The sequence below is a fragment of the Arthrobacter sp. TRD_SC_6 genome (assembly GCF_055361185.1).
Window position 1 is genome coordinate 114,661 of the sequence record NZ_CM143953.1, and the last position, 18,584, is coordinate 133,244.

Sequence of the window (18,584 nt, forward strand, 5' to 3'; positions counted from 1 at the left end):
ATGGCCCTCGTTGCTGGAGTCGACTCTTCGACCCAAAGTTGCAAGGTCGTGGTTGTAGATACCGGCTCCGGCGTTGAGGTTCGCAGCGGCCGTGCCCTCCACCCGGAGGGCACGGAAGTGGATCCGGCGGCATGGTGGGACGCATTACTCACCGCCCTGGAGGCCAGCGGAGGGCTCGATGAAGACGTCGACGCCATCGCCGTCGCGGGCCAGCAGCACGGAATGGTGCTCCTGGACAGCCGGGGCAGGGTCTTGCGTCCGGCGTTGCTGTGGAATGACACCCGGTCCGCGCCGGCCGCACGGGCGCTGATCGAAGAACTCGGGGTTGACGCCCTCGTCGAGCGCACAGGGTTGGCCCCGGTTGCGTCCTTCACCAGCACGAAGGTGCGGTGGGTGCGCGATGCGGAGCCCGACGTCGTACCGGTGATCGCCGCCGTGGCACTCCCCCACGACTGGCTGACCTGGCGGCTACGGGGCTTCGGCCCCGAGGGTGAATCCCCGCTAGGGCCCGTTCTCGAGGAACTGGTAACGGACCGCTCCGACGCCAGCGGCACCGGGTACTGGAATCCCGCCACCGGCCACTATGACCTGGAACTTTTCGAGCACATCCTTGGGCGCACCGCTCACGAGGCACGCGGAACCGCTGGCGCGGCGGACGGCGATCGTGCCGGCGTCGTACTCCCCCGTGTGCTCCCTGCGGAGGGTGTGGCCGGCACGGTTCATCCCTCGCTTGCCCGCGCTTCCGGCCGACCCATTACTATCGCGGCCGGCGCGGGAGACAACGCGGGTGCTGCACTGGGCCTCGGCGCGGTAGAGGGTGACGTCGTCGTCTCGCTGGGGACGAGCGGTACCGTCTTCGCCGTCGCCGCCGATCCCATCGCGGATCCGTCCGGGACGGTGGCAGGTTTCGCTGATGCCAGCGGCGTGTTCCTTCCACTGGTCGCGACGCTCAATGCGGCCCGCGTCCTTTCCTCGGTCGCAGATCTTCTCGGAGTGGACCACCACGGCTTGGCAGCCCTGGCTCTTGATGCTCCTCCGGGTTCGGGCGGGCTGGTCCTGCTGCCCTATTTCGAAGGCGAGCGCACACCCAACCTCCCCACGGCGAGGGCGAGCTTCCACAACCTCAGCATCACCTCGACCACCAGGGAGAATGTTGCGCGCGCTGCGATTGAGGGGATGCTGTGCGGGCTCGCCGATGCACTCGACGCCGTGCGGGCAACCGGCGTCGTGCCACGCCACCTGCTGCTGATCGGCGGAGCGGCCCAGAACAGGGCCGTGCAGGAGGTCGCCGCGCAGGTGTTCGATGTGCCCGTCCGTATTCCGGCGCCCGCAGAGTACGTCGCACGAGGCGCCGCAGTGCAGGCCGGATGGGCACTCACGGGTTCGAAACCGCAGTGGCGCGTGGAGACGGTGGAGGATCGGGCGGTGGACCATCGGCCGGTCATCCGTGAGCAGTACCGCACCGCAGCGCAATCGGTCATTTTCTAGCAGGAAGTGCAGAGGCGCCATCCCGGCCGGGATGGCGCCTCGCGTTGCCCTGTCAGTCGGTGGCCACCTGCACCAGACAGTGCAACTTCCGGGTGTGATCCACAATCCGCGTATTCCCGGTCAGGGTGAATGGAGCAACGTACCTGATGTCGCTGCTCGAAGCGCCGAAGCGCAGTTCCAGTTCGCCTGGTTCGACTATCCTCACACCGTCCCGGCCGGTGAATGATGCGACGTCGGCGGGGACGGTAAAGCTGACCCGGGCCGATGCACCCGCAGCGAGGGGAATCCTGGCGTAGGCAATCAGTCGCTGCACAGGCCGCACCACCGACGCCACGGGATCGTGGAGGTACAGCTGAACGACCTCGACGCCGTCGCGCCGGCCACTATTGGTCACCTTCAGGTGAACCGTGACCTCGCCGTCGGTGGAAGCGGTATCCGTTGTGGCCTGTTGATCTGACCAGCTGAACTCGGTGTACGTGAGCCCGTGTCCAAACCCGAAGGCCGCGCTTGGATCGATGTTGGACACCCCACTGGCCTGCGCCAACGGTGCGGCAAGGTAGGTTGATGGCTGCGCACCCGGCGTTGCCGGGATGCTCACGGGAAGCCGTCCGGCCGGGTTGACGCGCCCACTGAGTACCGCGGTAACGGCTGCCGCACCCTCCTCACCGGGGAAAAACCCCTGCACGACGGCGGCTGCACCTCCCGCAGCGGAGCCGAGGGCGTAAGGGCGCCCAGTGAGAAGTACGACGACGACAGGCTTGCCGGAAGCCATGAGCCGGTCGAGTAGTTCCTGCTGCACCCCTGGAAGAGCAAGCGACTCCGCGTCGCAGCCCTCGCCGCTTGTGCCACGCCCAAAGAGACCTGCCCTGTCCCCGAGAGCGGCGATGACGACGTCGGCCCCCGCAGCCACGGCGAGCGCCTCATCGAAGCCGGTTGTCGCGCCGCCGTCGATGGTGCAGCCCGCGGCAGTGGTGATACTGCTGCTGGGGAATTCCTGAACGAGCGCATCGGCGAGCGTGGGAATCCGCAAGCCCATCGGCACGTCCGGATGTTGCTCTCCCACATGGGCCGGGAAGGAATAACAACCCAGGAAAGCGCGGTGGGTATCAGCGTTCGGCCCGATCAGTGCGATCCGCGGCGTACCTGAGAGCGGGAGGATTCCAGTGTTGCGGACCAGGACAATCGACTGTTCAGCGAGCTCCGAAGCGATTTTCCTGTTACCGGGTGAGTCCAGGTCGATGGTGGGGACGGCTGAGCCGGTGCCCGTCAGGGCCGGAGGAACAGCCGACCAGTCAGGCTCCAGCAATCCCAGGTCAAGCTTCTGCTCCAGGACCCGTCGGAGTGCGCGGTCCACCAGCCGCTCGTCCAATCTCCCGCCGTCGATCTCGTTGACCAGGTGCTCACCGAAGGTGTGCACAGTGGGAAGTTCGACGTCGACGCCGGCAGCCAGGGCCGCGGCAGCCGCGGCGCCCAGCGTGTCGGCTACCCGGTGAAGCTCCTTCAGGAAGGCGATGCCGAAGTAGTCCGCCACCACGGTCCCATCGAAGCCCCAGGTGTCCCGGAGGAGGGAGGTGAGCAACGAGGTGTCAGCCGCCGTCGGGACGCCGTCGATGTCCGTGTAGGCATGCATGACGGACCGGACGCCGGACTCCCGGATGGCCATCTCGAACGGCGGCAGCAGCACGTCCGCAAGCTCTCGCGGCCCTACTGATACCGGTGCAAGGTTCCGGCCAGCCTTCGACGCCGAATAGCCTACAAAATGCTTGAGGGTAGCGACCACTCCTGTGTGCTCCAGCCCCTGCACGTAGGCAGTGGCGACCGTACCGATGAGGTATGGATCCTCTCCGATGGTTTCCTCGACGCGGCCCCAGCGGGCATCCCGCACCACGTCCAGCACGGGTGCCAGGCCCTGATGCACTCCCACCGAGCGCAGGTCGGTACCGATGGCGGTTGCCATGGTTCGAACCAGGTCCGGGTTGAAGGTGGCTCCCCAAGCGAGCGGAACGGGGTAGGCCGTGGCTTTCCAGGCGGCGAATCCAGCCAGGCACTCCTCGTGGACCAGCGCCGGGATGCCGAACCGATTCGCTGCGACTATCCGCTCCTGTGTGCGCTGCAGCGACAGAGCACCGAGTCCGGGTTCCACCGGCGCAGTACCGAAGGGCCGGGTCAGCTGCCCTAGACCGTGGGGCAGGAGTTCGTCGAGGTCTACGGCGTCGTTCATCTCGTGCTGGTGGGGGGCAACCTCGCCACCTTCGGTATTGGCACCAACCCAAACGCCCACCAGTTGGGCGACCTTCTCGCGGAGCGTCATGGCGTCGATGAGGGCCTCTACCCGGTCCTGGGGCGTTCGCCCGGTATCCCGCCACGGGGCATCGTTCATTGTTGTCTCAGTCATTGCTACTTTCCTCCAGCGCCCATAAGGCCCTGGACAAGCGCGCGGCGCGCAAACAGGTAAACCAGGAGCACGGGGATCATCGACAGGGTGACCGCGGCCAGCAGCCCGGGGATGTTGATGCCGTACTGCGTCTGGAAGTTGAAGAGTCCGAGGGTCACCACACGGGTGGACTCGGATTGCGTGAGGATCAGCGGGAAGAGGAAACCGTTCCAGGCCTGCAGTGCCGAGAAGACGGCAATCGTCGAGATGCCGCCCCTGGACAGCGGAAGCACCAGACGGAAGAAAGCCCGCGCCGGGCTGGCCCCGTCCATCGCCATTGCCTCGTAGAGCTCGCCCGTGATGTCACGCATCGTCCCGCTGAGGATCAGTGTGCAGATGGGCAGTGCAAATGCTGCGGTGGGGAGGATGACTCCGAGCAGGTTGTCATACAGTCCCACGGTGTTGATCAGGTAGAAGACCGGAACAATCACTGCCTGCGCGGGGATTGCCAAACCCAGCAGGAAGAACCGGAAAACGAAGGTTGCTGCCCGGCTCCGGCTCCGCACAATGGCGTAGCTCAGCGGCGGCACAAGCAACAGGACGATGACGACGACGCCGACAGTCACCACCACGGTGTTGAGGAAGTACCGCCCGAAGCCGCTGGACAGGGCATCGGCATAGTTCTGCAGTGTGAAGCTGCTGGGAAAGGACAGAGGGCCGTTGTCCCCAAACTCCTCGCGGGTCTGGAACGTGCCCGACAACATGACGTAGAGCGGCACTGCAACGATCGCAAGCCACAGAATGGACCCGGCGCCGGCCAGGTAATTGGGACGGGTTTTCATCACAGACCTTCCAGGGAGCTGCTCATCTTGTCGTAGCCGGATACCTTGACCACTACGAGCGAGATTCCGGTGGCAACCACCACAAGCACCAGGGCAATGGCGCTGCCTACGCCGAAGTCAAAGCTCTGGAAAGCCTCCTGGTACATGTAGAAGGCTGTAATGGTGGTGTCTGTACCCGGGCCGCCGTTAGTCAGGATGAGGACTGTCTCGAACGTGGTGAGTCCACCGACCACCATCAGGATGATCGAGGTGATCGCCGTGTTGCGCAGTTGCGGCAGTGTGATCGAGAAGAACTGCCGCACCTTCCCGGCTCCGTCAATTGACGCCGCCTGGTAGAGCACAGTGGGGATGCCCTTGGCGGCACCCTGATAGATGAGCGTGTGGAACGGGGTGAACTGCCACATTCCAACGAAAATGAGGACACCGATTGCTCCGGCCTGGTTGCCGAGCAGGTTGCCGTCGCCGAACAGCCAGGTCAGCTGGCCCGGTATACCGAAGTTCGGATCGAGCAGTGCGCGCCACAGCACTGAGATTGCCGCAGAAGAGAGCAGCAGGGGAATGAAGTAGATCGCGCTGAGAATTGCACGGTTTCGTTGGTTTCCAGCTGCCCACACTCCGAGCAGGATGCTGAGCGGCGTCTGGGTCACCACGCCCAGCACAATGAAGAGCAGGCTGAGCCAGAGGCTCTTCACCATCACCGGATCGGCAATCAGCGTTTCCCAGTTCTCCAGTCCCACGAACTCGGGTTCCCCTAGTCCGCTCCACGAGGTGAAAGACAGCACAGCCACCGCCACCAGTGGAACGAGCGCGAAGAGGGCGAAGAAGATGGTGGCAGGTACAGCCCAGGCGAACCCCGGACGTCCCACGGATGAGGCGCCGTTGCGGGCCGGGCGGCTCACCGTGGAACCGCCCGGCGCTGGCTGCCTGCGGGTAGCAAGCGTTGTCATGGATTGGTCCTAGAGGCTCTGCATGGCCGCGATGAAACCGTCTTCATCGATCTGCCCGCTGAAGAACTGCGACACTGCGGTGTGGATGGTTACGGTTGCTTCGGGCGGGTAGGCCTGGTCCCAGGAAAGCTGGAAATTAGGCGCTTCCTGCACGAGCTCGAACTGGTACTTCGCGTAATCCGGGTTGGTGGCCTGATCCAGGAACTCCTCCGTGTTGGTGGTGGTGGGCAGGTTACCGATGGCAATCTGCTCCTGCACGAACTCGTCCGAGTACATGAGCTTCAGGAATTCCGCGGCTTCTTCGGGGTACCTGGTGTCTTTGTGGATCGAGTAGAAGTTGTTCGTGTTGCCGGCGAGGTTCGCAGGGTCTCCGTCTCCGCCTTCGATGGCGGGGAATTCGCTGTAACCGAGCGCACTTTCGGCGAACTCGGGGCTGGCATCGAGGTGGGTCGAGTATGCCCACGAGCCCATGAGTTCGAAACCCGCCCGGCCGCTGGATAACAGGGTGGGAGACCCACCGTCGGTGAACTTCACGGAATCGAAGTTGGTACCGAAAGCACCCGCGTCGATCAGTTCCCGCAACTTACCGAGTGCCTCACGGCTCTCCTCGGAGTCCCAAACGCTGGTGTCGCCGTCGAGTGCGGCCTGGAAGAGGTCCTCTCCCGCAACGCGGTCGAAGACATACTGGAACCACATCTGGGTGGGCCACTGGTCGGCGCCACCGAGAGCGATAGGGGTCACCCCGGCTGACTTCAGCTTCTCAACCGCCTCCAGCAGTTCCTCCCAGGTGGCCGGGGGCGCATCGATGCCGGCATCCTTCAGCACCTCGGAGTTGTTGAAGAGCATTACGGGCTGGGTACCGCGCATTGGGATGCCGTAGCTCTTGTCCTCGATGACCGCGGTATCGAACACCGAGGCCAGGAACGCTTCCTTGAGTTGCGGGTCCTCCTCGATGAAGTCGTCGAGGGGCATCAGCAGGTCCGCCTTCACGAAGTTTGCGATGCTGCCGCCACCCCAGTTGAAGAAGATGTCCGGCGCTGACTCGGTATCGATGATCGTCTGCAGCTTGCTCTGATAATCCGCACCGGGAATTGTGTCGAGCACAATCTTGACGTCGGAGGTCTCGTTGAACTTGTCCACCATGGCCTGCTCCACCTTGTTGCCGGCGTCGCCATACACGGCCAGGTGCAGTTCATTTTCGGGGCGGCTGGAAGCGTCCCCGGAACCTCCGCCGCACGCCGAGAGGGTAAGTCCCAGCATGACGGCGGCGCTTCCGGCAACGCTGCGCGTCACCCAAGTGCTGTTGTTCTTCATCGAACGCCTCTCGAAAGTTTCGATAATAGTATCGAAAGTTGACTAGTGGCTCGAGTGTATATTTCGGTCCGGTGGAAGCGCAAGGCCAAATTGTGCGGGCGGTCACATATTGCGACGAACGGCTGATTCATCGGACGAACGGCGGGGGTAAGCTGACGACATGTCGATTCCGGCGGACGAACCGCGCATCACTCTCGCCCAGCTCGCCTCCGAGGCAAGCGTCTCGCTCTCGACGGTCTCAAAAGTCCTCAACGGGCGCGCTGACGTGTCAGCGAAAACCCGGGCGAAAGTTGAGGAGCTGTTGGAGGAGTACGGCTACAAGCGCCGACAGGTCTCCTCATCACGGTCGGGGCTCGTTGAGCTCGTCTTCCACGAGCTCGAGAGCGCCTGGGCGCTGGAGCTTATCCGCGGAGTCGAGAACGTGGCACGCGAGCATGGCATGAGCGTTGTGCTCACGGAAACTGGGACGCGGCATGCACCGGGCGCCGAATGGATCGAAGGTGTGATGTCCCGCCGTCCAGCCGGCGTCGTCCTTGTCTTTTCCGATCTCCCCCTGGACTTTCGCCAGAAACTGGATGCCCGCGCTATTCCGTTCGTCATCATCGACCCGGCAGGCGATCCGGCTCCGGATGTCCCTTCCGTGGGGTCCGCCAACTGGGCGGGCGGAATGATGGCAACGCGCCACCTCATCGAGCTCGGTCATACGCGGGTAGCAGTCATCAGCGGACCGGAAGACATGATGTGTTCCCTGGCCCGCGTTGACGGGTACCGCTCCGCAATGAACATGGCTGCGCTGCCGATTGACCCCGAGCTCATCAAATACGGCAACTTTCATGTGGACGGCGGCCGGGACCATGCATTCACCCTGCTGCGAGGCGAGAATCCTCCAACGGCAATCTTCGCTGGAAGCGACCTTCAGGCCCTTGGAGTGCTCGACGCCGCCCGCCAGATTGGTCTGCGGGTTCCGGAAGAACTGTCGATAGTCGGGTACGACGACCTCCAGCTAGCCCAATGGTCCAGCCCCGCGCTCACAACCGTGCACCAACCGCTGATCCAGATGGCGGAGGAAGCCACCCGGATGGTCCTCCGGCTTCGCGGGGGAGAACGCCCCAATAACCTCAGGCTGGACCTTGCCACCAGCCTGGTGATCAGGCAAAGCACCACGGGACCCGCGCCACGGCCGAGGGGCGGATCGAAGAAGGTGCGTCAACAGGCCTGAGTTGGGTGGGGGATGCGGCCTGCACACTCCGCGAGATCCGCTCGGTACCATAAGAGGCGAGCAGGACTCCCCGGTCCAACGCGACCAATGAGGAGGTGTTGCTGTTGCACTCCAACCCGCGCGCTCCCGGCGGCAATGACGGCCTTCGAACCCACAACCTGTCGCAGATCCTTACGCTGGTACACCGCAATGGGCCCCTGTCCCGCGCCGAGCTGACCCGGCGCACTGGACTGAATCGTTCGACGGTGGGTGCGCTGGTGGCGGACCTCGCTGAATGGCGGCTGGTGCGGGAGACAGAACCAGCAGTTGGTGGCCGCGTGGGGCGGCCCAGTCCTGTTGTCCACGCGAACCGGGACGTGGCGGCCCTCGCCATCAACCCTGACATAGACGCTGTGACCGTAGGGGTCGTCGGACTCGGCGGGCACGTTCACAAGCGGGTTCGGCACTCGATGCCCAATGCGCCCACACTCGCTGAAGCCGTGGCAGTAAGTCAGCAGTTGATCTCTGACCTTGAGCCCGTCCTTACCGGATTGGACAGGGTGGTTGGCGCCGGAGTCGCCGTTCCCGGCCTCGTGAACGGCGACGCGGGCACGCTGCTACTTGCTCCGCACCTGGGCTGGCGGGATGCGGACCTCGTTGGATCATTCAGTGAAGCACTGGGGCTTCCGGCTTCAGCGGCAAACGACGCAGCCTTGGGCTCGCTCGCGGAAAGCATCTTCGGCGCGGCTGTCAACGTACGCGACGCCGTCTACGTCAACGGAAGTGCGAGCGGGATCGGAGGAGGGATAGTCACCGGAGGAACCCAACTACGCGGCAGCCGGGGCTACGCCGGGGAACTGGGGCACACCCTGGTGAACCCCGACGGAGCACTCTGCCACTGCGGCCGGTCTGGATGCCTGGACGCCGAAGTACGTTTGGAACGGCTCCTACTGGCTGGTGGGCTTTCGGATGGGGACGGGGAAGCGCTTGAGCCTCTGCTCTTCGGACAGCCCCCACCTGCGGTGCAGGCCGAAGCTCACCGCCAGCTCGAACTCCTGGGGTTGGCACTGGTCAACTTCGTCAACATCTTTGACCCTGAGGTGATAGTTCTTGGCGGGTTCCTGGGCTCGCTGTTCGACTTCGACAAAGAGCGGCTCATTGATTCGGTGAACAGCGGAGCCCTGGTGGGTGGCGTTTCAATCTGCCGTGCAGCGCTCGGGCCGGAACTGCTTCTTGTCGGCGCGGCCGAACTGGTGTTTGGACCGCTCCTGAAGAACCCGGCCTGAGCAGGTCAGGCTTCGGGGAGTGCTGCGAAAGCCTTCTTCGTCTCCCGGTACCAACCCATACCCTTGATCGGATTCCTCCAGCGGCCCTTCATTGCCTCGTGGGCTTCCTGGTGAGTCAGGTCGCCGGCCTTAAGTGCTTCCCGGAGGTGCTGGTCCTGGGCTTTGATCACGAGGTCGGCGGTGTCGCCGCGCAACGCCACTTCGCAGGGGCCGCCGAGGTCTTTGCAGGTCATGGTCTTCATGGTGGTTCCTTCCATCGGGGGACTATCTGAGAGTTCATCTCGAACCTCTACTCCTATGACGAGTGCACCACCACAAATGTGACCGCCGGACGTGGACAGCTCCAGAAAATATTGACGCTGGCCTATCTGCGCTTCGAGTCAGCCCGCCGGGCGAGCGAGTCCAGGATGTCCTGTCGCGCTCGGAACGTGATGCGTTGAACAACACCGTTGGCGACGGTGAAGTCGAAAGCCACCCGGGCCTGCCCTTGGTGGAACCAGGCAGCACCGGGACGATCCTCAACAAACACCGGTAGCGCGGCCTTCGCGGCACCATTGAACATCGCTGCGACCTCGTGCCGCCCTTCGAGCCGCTCAGGAGTGCCAGCGGCGATGGCCTCCGCGTCCGCGGTGAGGACAACATCAGGTGCAAGAAGATGCAGGAGACGAGCAAAATCACCACCCCTGGAAGCGGAAAGAAAAGCATCGACCACCTCCCAGTCAGCTGGTGTCCCTCCTGGCGCACTGGCGGAGACTTTCGAACGTGCCCTCGAAGCCAATTTGCGTGCAGCAATGGACGAGATGTTGAGAACCTCGGCGATGGTGCGAAAGTCCACCCCAAAGGAGTCATGCAGAACGAAGGCCACCCGCTCCGAAGGTCCCAAGCGTTCAAGGACCACCTGCAAAGCGACTCCAACAGTGTCCGCCAAAACCACGTGATCACTCGGATCCGGAGAGAGCCCTATGTCAGCCAGTTGTGCCGGTTCCATCGGTTCGGGGACCTTTGAACGAAGACGGTCCAGGCACAAACGCGTCGTGACTACTGTGAGCCACGCAGGCACATTGTCGATAACGGCTGCTGTGCCATGGAACCGCAACCACGCCTGCTGGACAATGTCTTCCCCCTCGGCCCTGTCATCCAGCAAACCCGCGGCAATGCGCACAAGGCGGGTACGCTCCGCCTCAAACTGTTCAATCGAGCTCATAGAGCCATACCCTAGGCGCAACCATGACATCCGTCAGCCTCATCGTTCGTTCCCAGCCCGGACTGGCGCTCCGGCTCTGCCAAAGTCTGTGCGTAGCCATGTTGAGAGGTCGGCAGCGGGCGGAACACGTCGAGGTGCCGGACTGCCCTCGCGCACGTCGCTGACCCGATCGAGGCGGAACACCCTCCAATCCACGCGGTCGAGATCGTATGCCAGCACGTTCCACCGCCCCCGCAGGTACAGGCACCGCACGGAGTCGACCCGACGTCGCGAAGAAATCCCCTGCTGGTCCACGTAAGAAAAGAAGACACCCAAGTCGGCTGCGGCTGCAGCCGTCAACGGTCCGAGGTCGCTGCCCGTTTCTGCACTTTCAAGTTCGAGCGCCTCACTGTTTGCTGCAACGCCACCCGCAAGGTTCGCTAACCGACGAGGCAGGACCTGGTACAGCTTGACCAAAGCTCGGCCGGCCGCCTCGGAAGTCAAGCCGCGCTCGGCCATCCGAAGCCCCACGACCAGGGCAATTACCTCGTCGTCGTCGAACACCAACGGCGGTAGCCGCGCTCCCGCGGCCAGGCGATAGTAGCCACCTGGCCCGGGTTTGCTCTCCACCTCGTACCCGAGTCCGGCGAGGCGATGCAGGTCACGACGGAGCGTGCGCGGACTGGTGCCTGTTCGCAGAGCCAATTCGGGCCCAGACCATGCGGGCCGAACCTGAAATAGGGTCAGCAGGCGCAGTGTGCGGGCGGCTACATCGGAGTCCATGACCTTCACAATCGAAAGGTTCCAAGATGTGGCCAGAATTCGGCCACATCTGAGACTAGCGTTGTTTCCATGAAGATCGCTACTACCGCACCGTCCGGAAATGTAGGTCGCCACGTCGTTCACAACCTCGTCCGCGCGGGGGTGAAGCCAGTCGTGTTGGCACACCGTAGGGAGAGCCTCGACGCCGCTCTCAGGGATCACGTTGAGGTGGACGTCGTCGACCTGGCCGATGAAGCTGCTCTGACGGAGGCCGTTCGGGGCGTTGATGCTCTCTTCGTCACGGTTCCGTCAGTGATGTCGGAGGACCCTCTTGCCGACTACGGCCGTTTCGGTTCTTCAATCGCTGCCGCAGTGAGCCGAGCCGGCGTCGCCCGGGTGGTTCTGCAGAGCAGCGTGGGCGCGGAGTTACGCCATGGCGCCGGTGAGATCGACGGGCTGGGCCAGGTCGAGCAATTGCTCGATGCCACCGGCGTGTCGGTGGTACACCTGCGCTGCGGATTCTTCTTCACAAACCTGCTGCTGCAGATCGAGGACATCAGCGCCGGGCAAGTACCGGTTGTGCTTCCCACGGATCAGCCGATGGCATGGGTTGCTCCGGTCGATATCGCCCACGTCGCGACGACATGGCTGCTCAGAAGCGATTGGTCGGGCCGCCACGTCCAGGCTGTACACGGACCGCAGGACCTCAGCTGGGACGACGCTCTTGCGTCCGTCTCGCAGGCTACGGGACACCCCGTTCACGCCCGGCGAATCGCTGACGACGAGATGCGCGCCACCTTAGAGGCTCTAGGGATGAGCAAGAGGCAGATCGGGGCAATCCTTGGGATGTCGACCGGCCTTCGTGAAGGGTTCATTCCTGAGCAACCCCGCGACGCAACCACGACGACGACCACTACCCTGGCAGCTTGGTCCTATGACGTCCTCCGCCCCGTCCTCAGCGGCGCCTGACGCCCTCTAAGGCGTCCCGGGCTCCTGGTAGACATCCGGAATCCCGTCACGGTCGGCGTCGATCCTTTCCTCGGCCTCGATCAGCCGGTAGTGCTTGTTACGGGTCCTGAGAAGAACCGCCGCGATCAGCGCCGCCAGGATGGAGGCAGCCAGGATGCCGACCTTGGCGTGATCGTTGGTGGATCCGTCAGGTGCGAAGCTGAGGTCTGCGATCAACAGGGACACAGTGAAACCGATTCCTGCCAGCAGCGCTACGCCGACCAGATCCACCCAGCGAAGCGCGGGGTCGAGCTTGGCTTTGGTGAGCCTGGTGAGGAGCCAGGTGGTACCGACGATTCCAATAGGTTTTCCGATCACCAGCCCGAGGATGATCCCCAGCGCCACCGGGTCGGTGACTGCCGAGACGAACCCGTCCCATCCACCGACCATCACACCGGCGGAAAAGAAGGCAAAGACAGGAACAGCAAAACCTGCCGAGAGCGGCCGGATGCGGTGCTCGAACAATTCAGCCAGGCCTGGTCCGGCTTCCACACCGCCGGTGCCCTTACGGTGCAGGACGGGAACCGCGAATCCGAGAAGAACCCCAGCCACAGTGGCGTGGATACCGCCTGCGTGGACGAGCGCCCAGACCACGAAGCCGATGGGCAGCAGAATGAACCAGGCAGCCGCGGGCTTCAAATGGAAGAACTGGCGGTACTTCTGTGCCAGCACGGTGTACAGAGCCAACGGGATCAGGGCAAGAAGCAGTGGGGTGGCCTGAATGTCATCCGAGTAGAAGACCGCAATGATGGTGATGGCCAGCAGATCATCGACTACGGCGAGGGTGAGCAGGAAGATTCGGAGCGCGCTGGGTAGATGGGACCCCACGATAGCCAGGACAGCGACGGCGAAGGCAATGTCGGTAGCGGTGGGAATAGCCCAGCCGTTGAGAGTGTCAGGGCTGGACAGATTAACGCCGGCGTAGACCAGGGCTGGGACGACGACGCCACCGACAGCTGCAGTGACCGGGACGATGGCCCTGCCCGGGCTACGGAGATCCCCTGCCACAAACTCCCGCTTCAGCTCAAGACCGACGAGGAAGAAGAAGATGGCGAGGAGACCGTCTGCAGCCCACGCACCCAGGCTTAGCTCCAGATGCCACGGTTCGTAGCCAAAGGTGAAGTCCCGCAGCGCGAAGTAGCTATCGGACGCAGGAGAGTTCGCCCAGATAATTGCGGCTGCGGCTGTGATAACGAGCAGGATGCCGCCAACAGTTTCCTTGCGGAGAATCTCGCCTACCCTGAGCGACTCGGCGTATGTGCCCCGTCCAAGCACACCTGATTTGGGTTTTGGGTCCGTGCTTGGGTGATTGGCTGGATCTGCCATGGGTGGGGCTCCTAAAGTGAGGTCGGCAATAGACGTTGCCGACCAGACTTCCCGGCTCACCTGCAAACAGCCTACCGGGATTACGGGGATCTCTGCTCAAATTGTGCAACCAGGTAAGGCTTAGATAGGCCGGAGCCACGCGCGCGGCTTAAAGCCAAAGACGCACCATCCCGTGCGGGCTTGATGCGTCTGCGACTTAGGAGGAGCCGGGGCTACCCGATACGGCGGGTGCCGCCGTCGTCCTCTTCCTCGTCAATCTGGTCTGCGTACTTGTCCTCATACTCCGTATAATCCGGCTCCACCGGATCTTCACGGCGGGAGGCACGGCTACCAGGGCCTGTGAGCTCGCGCTGCAGTGCCGTGTAGTCCGTGGACGGGCTGAAGTACTTCATATCCCGTGCCTGCTTTGTGGCTTTCGCCTTCTGACGGCCGCGCCCCATGGCGTGACCCCCTTTTTGCGTCGATCCGGAGGTGGTCGCTGTGAACATAGCTGTCGCGAGGCCCCGGAGTATCCGGTTGATGTGTCGTGACTCTAGGTTACATGCTTTCAGTACCCCCCGCGTTATCGCCAGACGGTAGCGCCTTCGGATATGTTCTTCAGGACCGCTGACCCCCATGCGCGGAATCGCCAACATTGGCTAGAGTCAAGGGTAATTCGACGATAGTCAGCCCGTCAGCCATGCCGGGAACAGGAGGGGCAGTTCACTATGAGCGATCAACCGGACAGGCCGGAACGCGAGGACGCACCCACAGGCGGCGACCCTGACGCGTCGGAGGGTATATCTGGGGCCGCCAGCCCCAACCCGGAGGAAGTGCGCGAGGAGCCTGTCAAAGCCCGCGATTCTGAGCCGCAGATAATCGACCCTGACAGTGTCGAGATAGACCCCGACAGCATCCACCTCGACGCTCAGTTGAATGAGTCAGCTGACGAGCCCACGGAAGCTATTGAGCCGGTCCTCAGCACCTCCGCCGACGAGGTTCAACTCACCGAACCCACCCTGGGCGCCGCTGAGATCAGCGAGGAGTCCGCGGAAGCAGCCTCGCTCCGGGACGCCGCCGCGGAGGCCAGGGCAGTTGAACAGGAAGCTGAGGAAGTGGGCACGCTGGTCGGCGGGCCCGTGCCGGTCGACCGGAACGCGGAACCCTCCGGTACCGCGCCTGCAGGAGGTAAGGCCGGAGACGCCGCTGATTCCACCAGCCTGCCGAGTTTCGCAACGTCCAGCGAGGAGCCGGGCTGGTCCGGCAGCACCGAGGATCAGACCCGCTGGGACGCGCTGTTCGAGAGCGGACTGACTGACGCCGCCTCGACTCATACCTCGGCTGCTGCTGACGTGCACAGATCAGAGGCGCAGCTGCCCGTCGAGCAGGCGTCAGCACCCGATGCACTCCCTACCGAAGCCCCTGGGGCCGCCTCGGACGACGCCTCGACTGATACCGAAAAGTCATCGGCGCCAGCCGTGCCTCAATCTCCGTGGGGACAGCAATTCACCGCGCCACACCCGAACCCACGGTCGCCGGATGGTCCCGGAGCGCCGCTGGGCGGTGCCTACGGGCTGCCACCATCAGGGTCGGATCAAGGGCCGGGCGGATCCCACGCGGAGGGGTCGAAGCGCAGCGGACCGAGCAGGAAAACGCTGATCATCCTTGCCGTGGCCGGGGCAATAGTCCTTGGGCTACTGATCTTCGGGATTGTCCGGATAGTCGACGCGATCAGCGGTGGCGAACCGGAGGCAGGCCCGTCCGCCAACCCGACGCCAGGAGCTGACGGGATCATTGCCGAGAACGTCTCGCCACTGGATCTTGAAGCGGGCGCCTGCGTTCTCGGCTTCGATCTCGAGGACGTGAATGCGGAACTGACCACCGTGACGTGCACTACGCCACACAATGCCCAGCTGCTCGCGACCGACAACTTCACCGACGAAGCCGAGTTCCCGGGCGAAGAAGCGTTGAACGCCCGGGGCGACGAGCTGTGCAACTCGGCGGTTATCGACGAGAATGCTGCCGCCGACTACCCCGAGCTCGCCCTCACAACCGTCACACCCACGGCTCAAACGTGGGCGGACGGCGACAGGCGCGTCGACTGCTACGTGGTCTCGAGCGAAGGCGACATCATCTCCGACAACCTGCTGACGGAGTAACTACTCAGCCACCCCTGTGACGCTGGTGACTGCGAGGCCCTCGGAGGCGCCGTCGCCGGGCCTGTCCACCCGCACGGTATCGCCGTCGTTGATGGTCCCGGACAGGAGCCCGCGCGCCAGCCGGTCCCCGATCTCCCGCTGCACCAGGCGGCGGAGGGGCCGCGCCCCGTACGCCGGGTCGAAACCCGTGAGCGCCAACCATTCGCGGGCGGCATTGGTGACATCCAGTGACAGCCGGCGTTCCTGCAGCCGGGCAGCGAGGGCCTGCACTTGAAGGTCAACGATTTGTGACAGTTCATCGATGCTCAGGGCGTCGAACATGATGATGTCGTCGAGGCGGTTGAGGAACTCGGGCTTGAAGCTCACATTCACAACGGACATCACGGCCTGCCGGCGGGCGGCGTCCTCCAGCACCGGGTCCACGAGGAACTGCGAGCCGAGGTTTGACGTCATGATCAGGATGACGTTGCGGAAGTCCACGGTGCGGCCCTGCCCGTCTGTGAGGCGGCCGTCGTCGAGCACCTGGAGCAGGATGTCGAAGACTTCCGGATGGGCCTTCTCCACCTCATCCAGCAACACCACACTGTAGGGACGACGACGGACGGTCTCGGTAAGCTGCCCGCCCTCCTCATAGCCCACGTAGCCCGGCGGAGCACCAACCAGCCGAGCCACCGAATGCTTCTCGGAGTACTCGGACATGTCGATGCGGACCATCGCACGTTCGTCGTCGAAGAGGAAGTCGGCGAGCGCCTTCGCAAGTTCGGTCTTGCCGACGCCGGTCGGGCCGAGAAACAGGAAGGAACCGGTAGGGCGGTCCGGATCGGAGATGCCCGCACGTGCACGGCGAACGGCATCGGAAACCGAAGCCACGGCCTTGCTCTGGCCGATCAGCCGCTCGCCCAGGGTCTGCTCCATCTGCAGCAGCTTTTGGCTCTCCCCCTGCAGCATGCGACCAGCGGGGATACCGGTCCACGCGGAAATCACCTCAGCGATGTCTGCAGCAGTCACCTCCTCCGCGACCATCAGCTCCGGCGAGTCCGCGGATCCGGCTTCCTCTGCCTGTGCAGCATCGAGCTCGCGCTGCAGTTGCGGGAGCTCGCCATAAAGAATCCGCGAGGCCGTTTCCAGGTCACCTTCGCGCTGGGCGCGGTCAGCATGCGAGCGCAGCTCATCCAGCGACGCCTTCAGGTCGCCCACCCGGTTCAACCCGGCCTTCTCCGCTTCCCAGCGGGCGTTGAGCGCGGCGAGCTGCTCTTTCCGATCTGCCATGTCGGCGCGGAGTGCATCGAGGCGTTCGACTGACGCCTCGTCGCTCTCACCCTCTAGCGCCAGTTCCTCCATGGTCAGCCGGTCCACCGCACGCCGCAGCTGGTCAATCTCCTCCGGAGCGGAGTCGATTTCCATGCGCAGCCGTGAAGCGGATTCATCCACCAGGTCGATGGCCTTGTCCGGCAGTTGCCGGCCGGTGATGTACCGGTTGGACAGCGTGGCCGCAGTCACCAGTGCGGAGTCGGCAATGGAAACTTTATGGTGCGCCTCGTAGCGCTCCTTCAACCCGCGCAGGATGCCTATGGTGTCCTGAACGCTCGGCTCACCAACGTAAACCTGCTGGAAGCGGCGCTCCAGGGCGGCGTCCTTTTCGATGTTCTTGCGGTACTCATCCAGCGTGGTTGCGCCGATCAAGCGCAGCTCGCCGCGGGCAAGCATCGGTTTGAGCATATTGCCCGCGTCCATCGAACCTTCGGCGGCTCCTGCGCCCACAACGGTGTGCAGCTCGTCGATGAATGTGACGATCTGACCGTTTGAGGCCTTGATTTCTTCCAGCACGGCCTTGAGCCGTTCCTCGAATTCACCACGGTACTTGGCGCCCGCGACCATCGACCCAAGGTCAAGGCTGATCAGCGTCTTCCCGCGCAGCGACTCAGGAACGTCTCCAGCGACCATGCGCTGGGCCAGACCCTCGACGACGGCGGTCTTACCGACGCCGGGCTCACCGATCAAGACCGGATTGTTCTTGGTGCGCCGGCTCAACACCTGCACCACGCGACGGATCTCGGTGTCACGTCCGATTACCGGGTCCAGCTTGCCGGAGCGCGCAATTTCAGTCAGGTCCACACCGAACTTCGCGAGGGCCTGGAAGGTGTTCTCAGGGTCCGGTGAGTGTACGCGCCGATCGCCGCGAACGCCCGGGAGTGCCGCTTGGAGCGCTTCCCTGGACGCACCCTCCTCGCGCAGGATGCGGCCGGCGGCACCGCCGTCGTCGGCTATGCCCAACAGAAGGTGTTCGGTGGAGACAAAGGTGTCACCAAGAGACTGTGCTTCCTCCTGGGCAGCGCTCACCACCTGGAGCATGGGCCGCGAGAACTGTGCCTGCGCCACGGAGGAGCCCGACGACGCCGGCAGCACCTTGATTGCCGAGCTCGCCCTGACGCTGACGCTGTCTGCGCTGGCACCCGCAGCCGTGAGGAGCGCTACTGCTACGCCGTCCCGCTGGTCCATCAGCGCTTTGAGCAGGTGAGCCGGCTCCACCTGGGGGTTGCCCGCAGTCGAAGCGTTCATGGCGGAAGCGGACAGGGCTTCCTGGCTCTTGGTGGTGAATTTGGTGTCCATGCGGCCTCCTCTGTGCGGGCGATGAGTCTTACTTGAGTCTACTACGCTCAACTTTTGCGAAGCGCCACTGGGAGCGGTTTTCACTTCAGGCGAAAGCTGCAAGAACCT

The 18,584-nt window shown here is 63.8% G+C and carries 15 protein-coding genes; 5 read left to right on the plus strand and 10 right to left on the minus strand.

From position 1 onward, the window contains the following. Positions 1 to 1,488 (plus strand): xylulokinase, encoded by a 1,488-nt coding sequence (gene xylB / locus ACWA1U_RS00540; RefSeq protein WP_463723400.1) that lies wholly within the window; start codon positions 1 to 3, stop codon positions 1,486 to 1,488. A gap of 52 nt (positions 1,489 to 1,540) precedes the next feature. On the opposite strand, the gene ACWA1U_RS00545 is transcribed toward xylB, so the two are convergent. From ACWA1U_RS00545 to ACWA1U_RS00560, 4 genes are read right to left on the minus strand one after another with little or no spacing between them, the layout of a single operon-like run. Further along, positions 1,541 to 3,883 carry a beta-xylosidase/alpha-l-arabinosidase gene (locus ACWA1U_RS00545; protein ID WP_463723401.1) on the minus strand — a complete coding sequence of 781 codons (2,343 nt, stop codon included), beginning with the start codon at positions 3,881 to 3,883 and terminating at the stop codon, positions 1,541 to 1,543. 2 nt (positions 3,884 to 3,885) lie between these two features. After that, positions 3,886 to 4,704, minus strand: coding sequence for a carbohydrate ABC transporter permease (locus ACWA1U_RS00550; protein ID WP_463723402.1), 819 nt, complete (start codon positions 4,702 to 4,704; stop codon positions 3,886 to 3,888). Then, positions 4,704 to 5,651, minus strand: coding sequence for a carbohydrate ABC transporter permease (locus ACWA1U_RS00555; protein ID WP_463723403.1), 948 nt, complete (start codon positions 5,649 to 5,651; stop codon positions 4,704 to 4,706). Before ACWA1U_RS00555 ends, ACWA1U_RS00550 begins: the two co-directional genes overlap by 1 nt. Before the next feature lie 9 nt (positions 5,652 to 5,660). Continuing rightward, positions 5,661 to 6,965, minus strand: coding sequence for an ABC transporter substrate-binding protein (locus tag ACWA1U_RS00560; RefSeq protein ID WP_463723404.1), 1,305 nt, complete (start codon positions 6,963 to 6,965; stop codon positions 5,661 to 5,663). A 160-nt stretch (positions 6,966 to 7,125) separates the two neighbouring features. Between ACWA1U_RS00560 and ACWA1U_RS00565 the strand changes: the two genes are divergently transcribed. Together ACWA1U_RS00565 and ACWA1U_RS00570 are read left to right on the plus strand one after the other, a co-directional pair. Next, positions 7,126 to 8,184, plus strand: coding sequence for a LacI family DNA-binding transcriptional regulator (locus ACWA1U_RS00565; RefSeq protein ID WP_463723405.1), 1,059 nt, complete (start codon positions 7,126 to 7,128; stop codon positions 8,182 to 8,184). A gap of 104 nt (positions 8,185 to 8,288) precedes the next feature. Beyond that, positions 8,289 to 9,449: an ROK family transcriptional regulator gene (locus ACWA1U_RS00570; protein WP_463723406.1), complete on the plus strand. Its 1,161-nt coding sequence runs from the start codon at positions 8,289 to 8,291 to the stop codon at positions 9,447 to 9,449. Positions 9,450 to 9,454: 5 nt separating this feature from the next. On the opposite strand, the gene ACWA1U_RS00575 is transcribed toward ACWA1U_RS00570, so the two are convergent. The 3 genes from ACWA1U_RS00575 to ACWA1U_RS00585 all read right to left on the minus strand — a co-directional run bounded on the left by ACWA1U_RS00575 (position 9,455) and on the right by ACWA1U_RS00585 (position 11,415). Beyond that, on the minus strand, positions 9,455 to 9,691 hold the full coding sequence (locus tag ACWA1U_RS00575; RefSeq protein ID WP_463723407.1) for a DUF1059 domain-containing protein: 237 nt from the start codon (positions 9,689 to 9,691) through the stop codon (positions 9,455 to 9,457). A 122-nt stretch (positions 9,692 to 9,813) separates the two neighbouring features. Then, a complete protein-coding gene (locus tag ACWA1U_RS00580) occupies positions 9,814 to 10,653 on the minus strand; it encodes a sigma factor (protein ID WP_463723408.1) in 840 nt (279 codons plus the stop codon). Between the two features lie 39 nt (positions 10,654 to 10,692). Continuing rightward, a complete protein-coding gene (locus ACWA1U_RS00585) occupies positions 10,693 to 11,415 on the minus strand; it encodes a helix-turn-helix transcriptional regulator (RefSeq protein WP_463723409.1) in 723 nt (240 codons plus the stop codon). Between the two features lie 69 nt (positions 11,416 to 11,484). Between ACWA1U_RS00585 and ACWA1U_RS00590 the strand changes: the two genes are divergently transcribed. Continuing rightward, the gene (locus tag ACWA1U_RS00590) at positions 11,485 to 12,363 is read left to right on the plus strand and encodes an NAD(P)H-binding protein (RefSeq protein WP_463723410.1); all 879 of its coding nucleotides are present in this window, start codon (positions 11,485 to 11,487) and stop codon (positions 12,361 to 12,363) included. A gap of 6 nt (positions 12,364 to 12,369) precedes the next feature. Here the strand turns inward: ACWA1U_RS00590 and nhaA are convergent, their stop codons facing one another. Together nhaA and ACWA1U_RS00600 are read right to left on the minus strand one after the other, a co-directional pair. Then, positions 12,370 to 13,728, minus strand: coding sequence for a Na+/H+ antiporter NhaA (gene nhaA / locus ACWA1U_RS00595; protein ID WP_463723411.1), 1,359 nt, complete (start codon positions 13,726 to 13,728; stop codon positions 12,370 to 12,372). A 212-nt stretch (positions 13,729 to 13,940) separates the two neighbouring features. Continuing rightward, positions 13,941 to 14,168: a DUF3073 domain-containing protein gene (locus ACWA1U_RS00600; RefSeq protein ID WP_463723412.1), complete on the minus strand. Its 228-nt coding sequence runs from the start codon at positions 14,166 to 14,168 to the stop codon at positions 13,941 to 13,943. A 267-nt stretch (positions 14,169 to 14,435) separates the two neighbouring features. On the opposite strand from ACWA1U_RS00600, the gene ACWA1U_RS00605 reads away from it, so the two are divergent. After that, on the plus strand, positions 14,436 to 15,866 hold the full coding sequence (locus ACWA1U_RS00605) for a septum formation family protein (protein ID WP_463723413.1): 1,431 nt from the start codon (positions 14,436 to 14,438) through the stop codon (positions 15,864 to 15,866). Here ACWA1U_RS00605 and clpB read toward each other — a convergent pair whose 3' ends face one another. Beyond that, complete coding sequence (clpB, locus tag ACWA1U_RS00610) at positions 15,867 to 18,476, minus strand: ATP-dependent chaperone ClpB (protein ID WP_463723414.1); 2,610 nt, start codon at positions 18,474 to 18,476, stop codon at positions 15,867 to 15,869. Positions 18,477 to 18,584 lie beyond the last annotated feature (108 nt).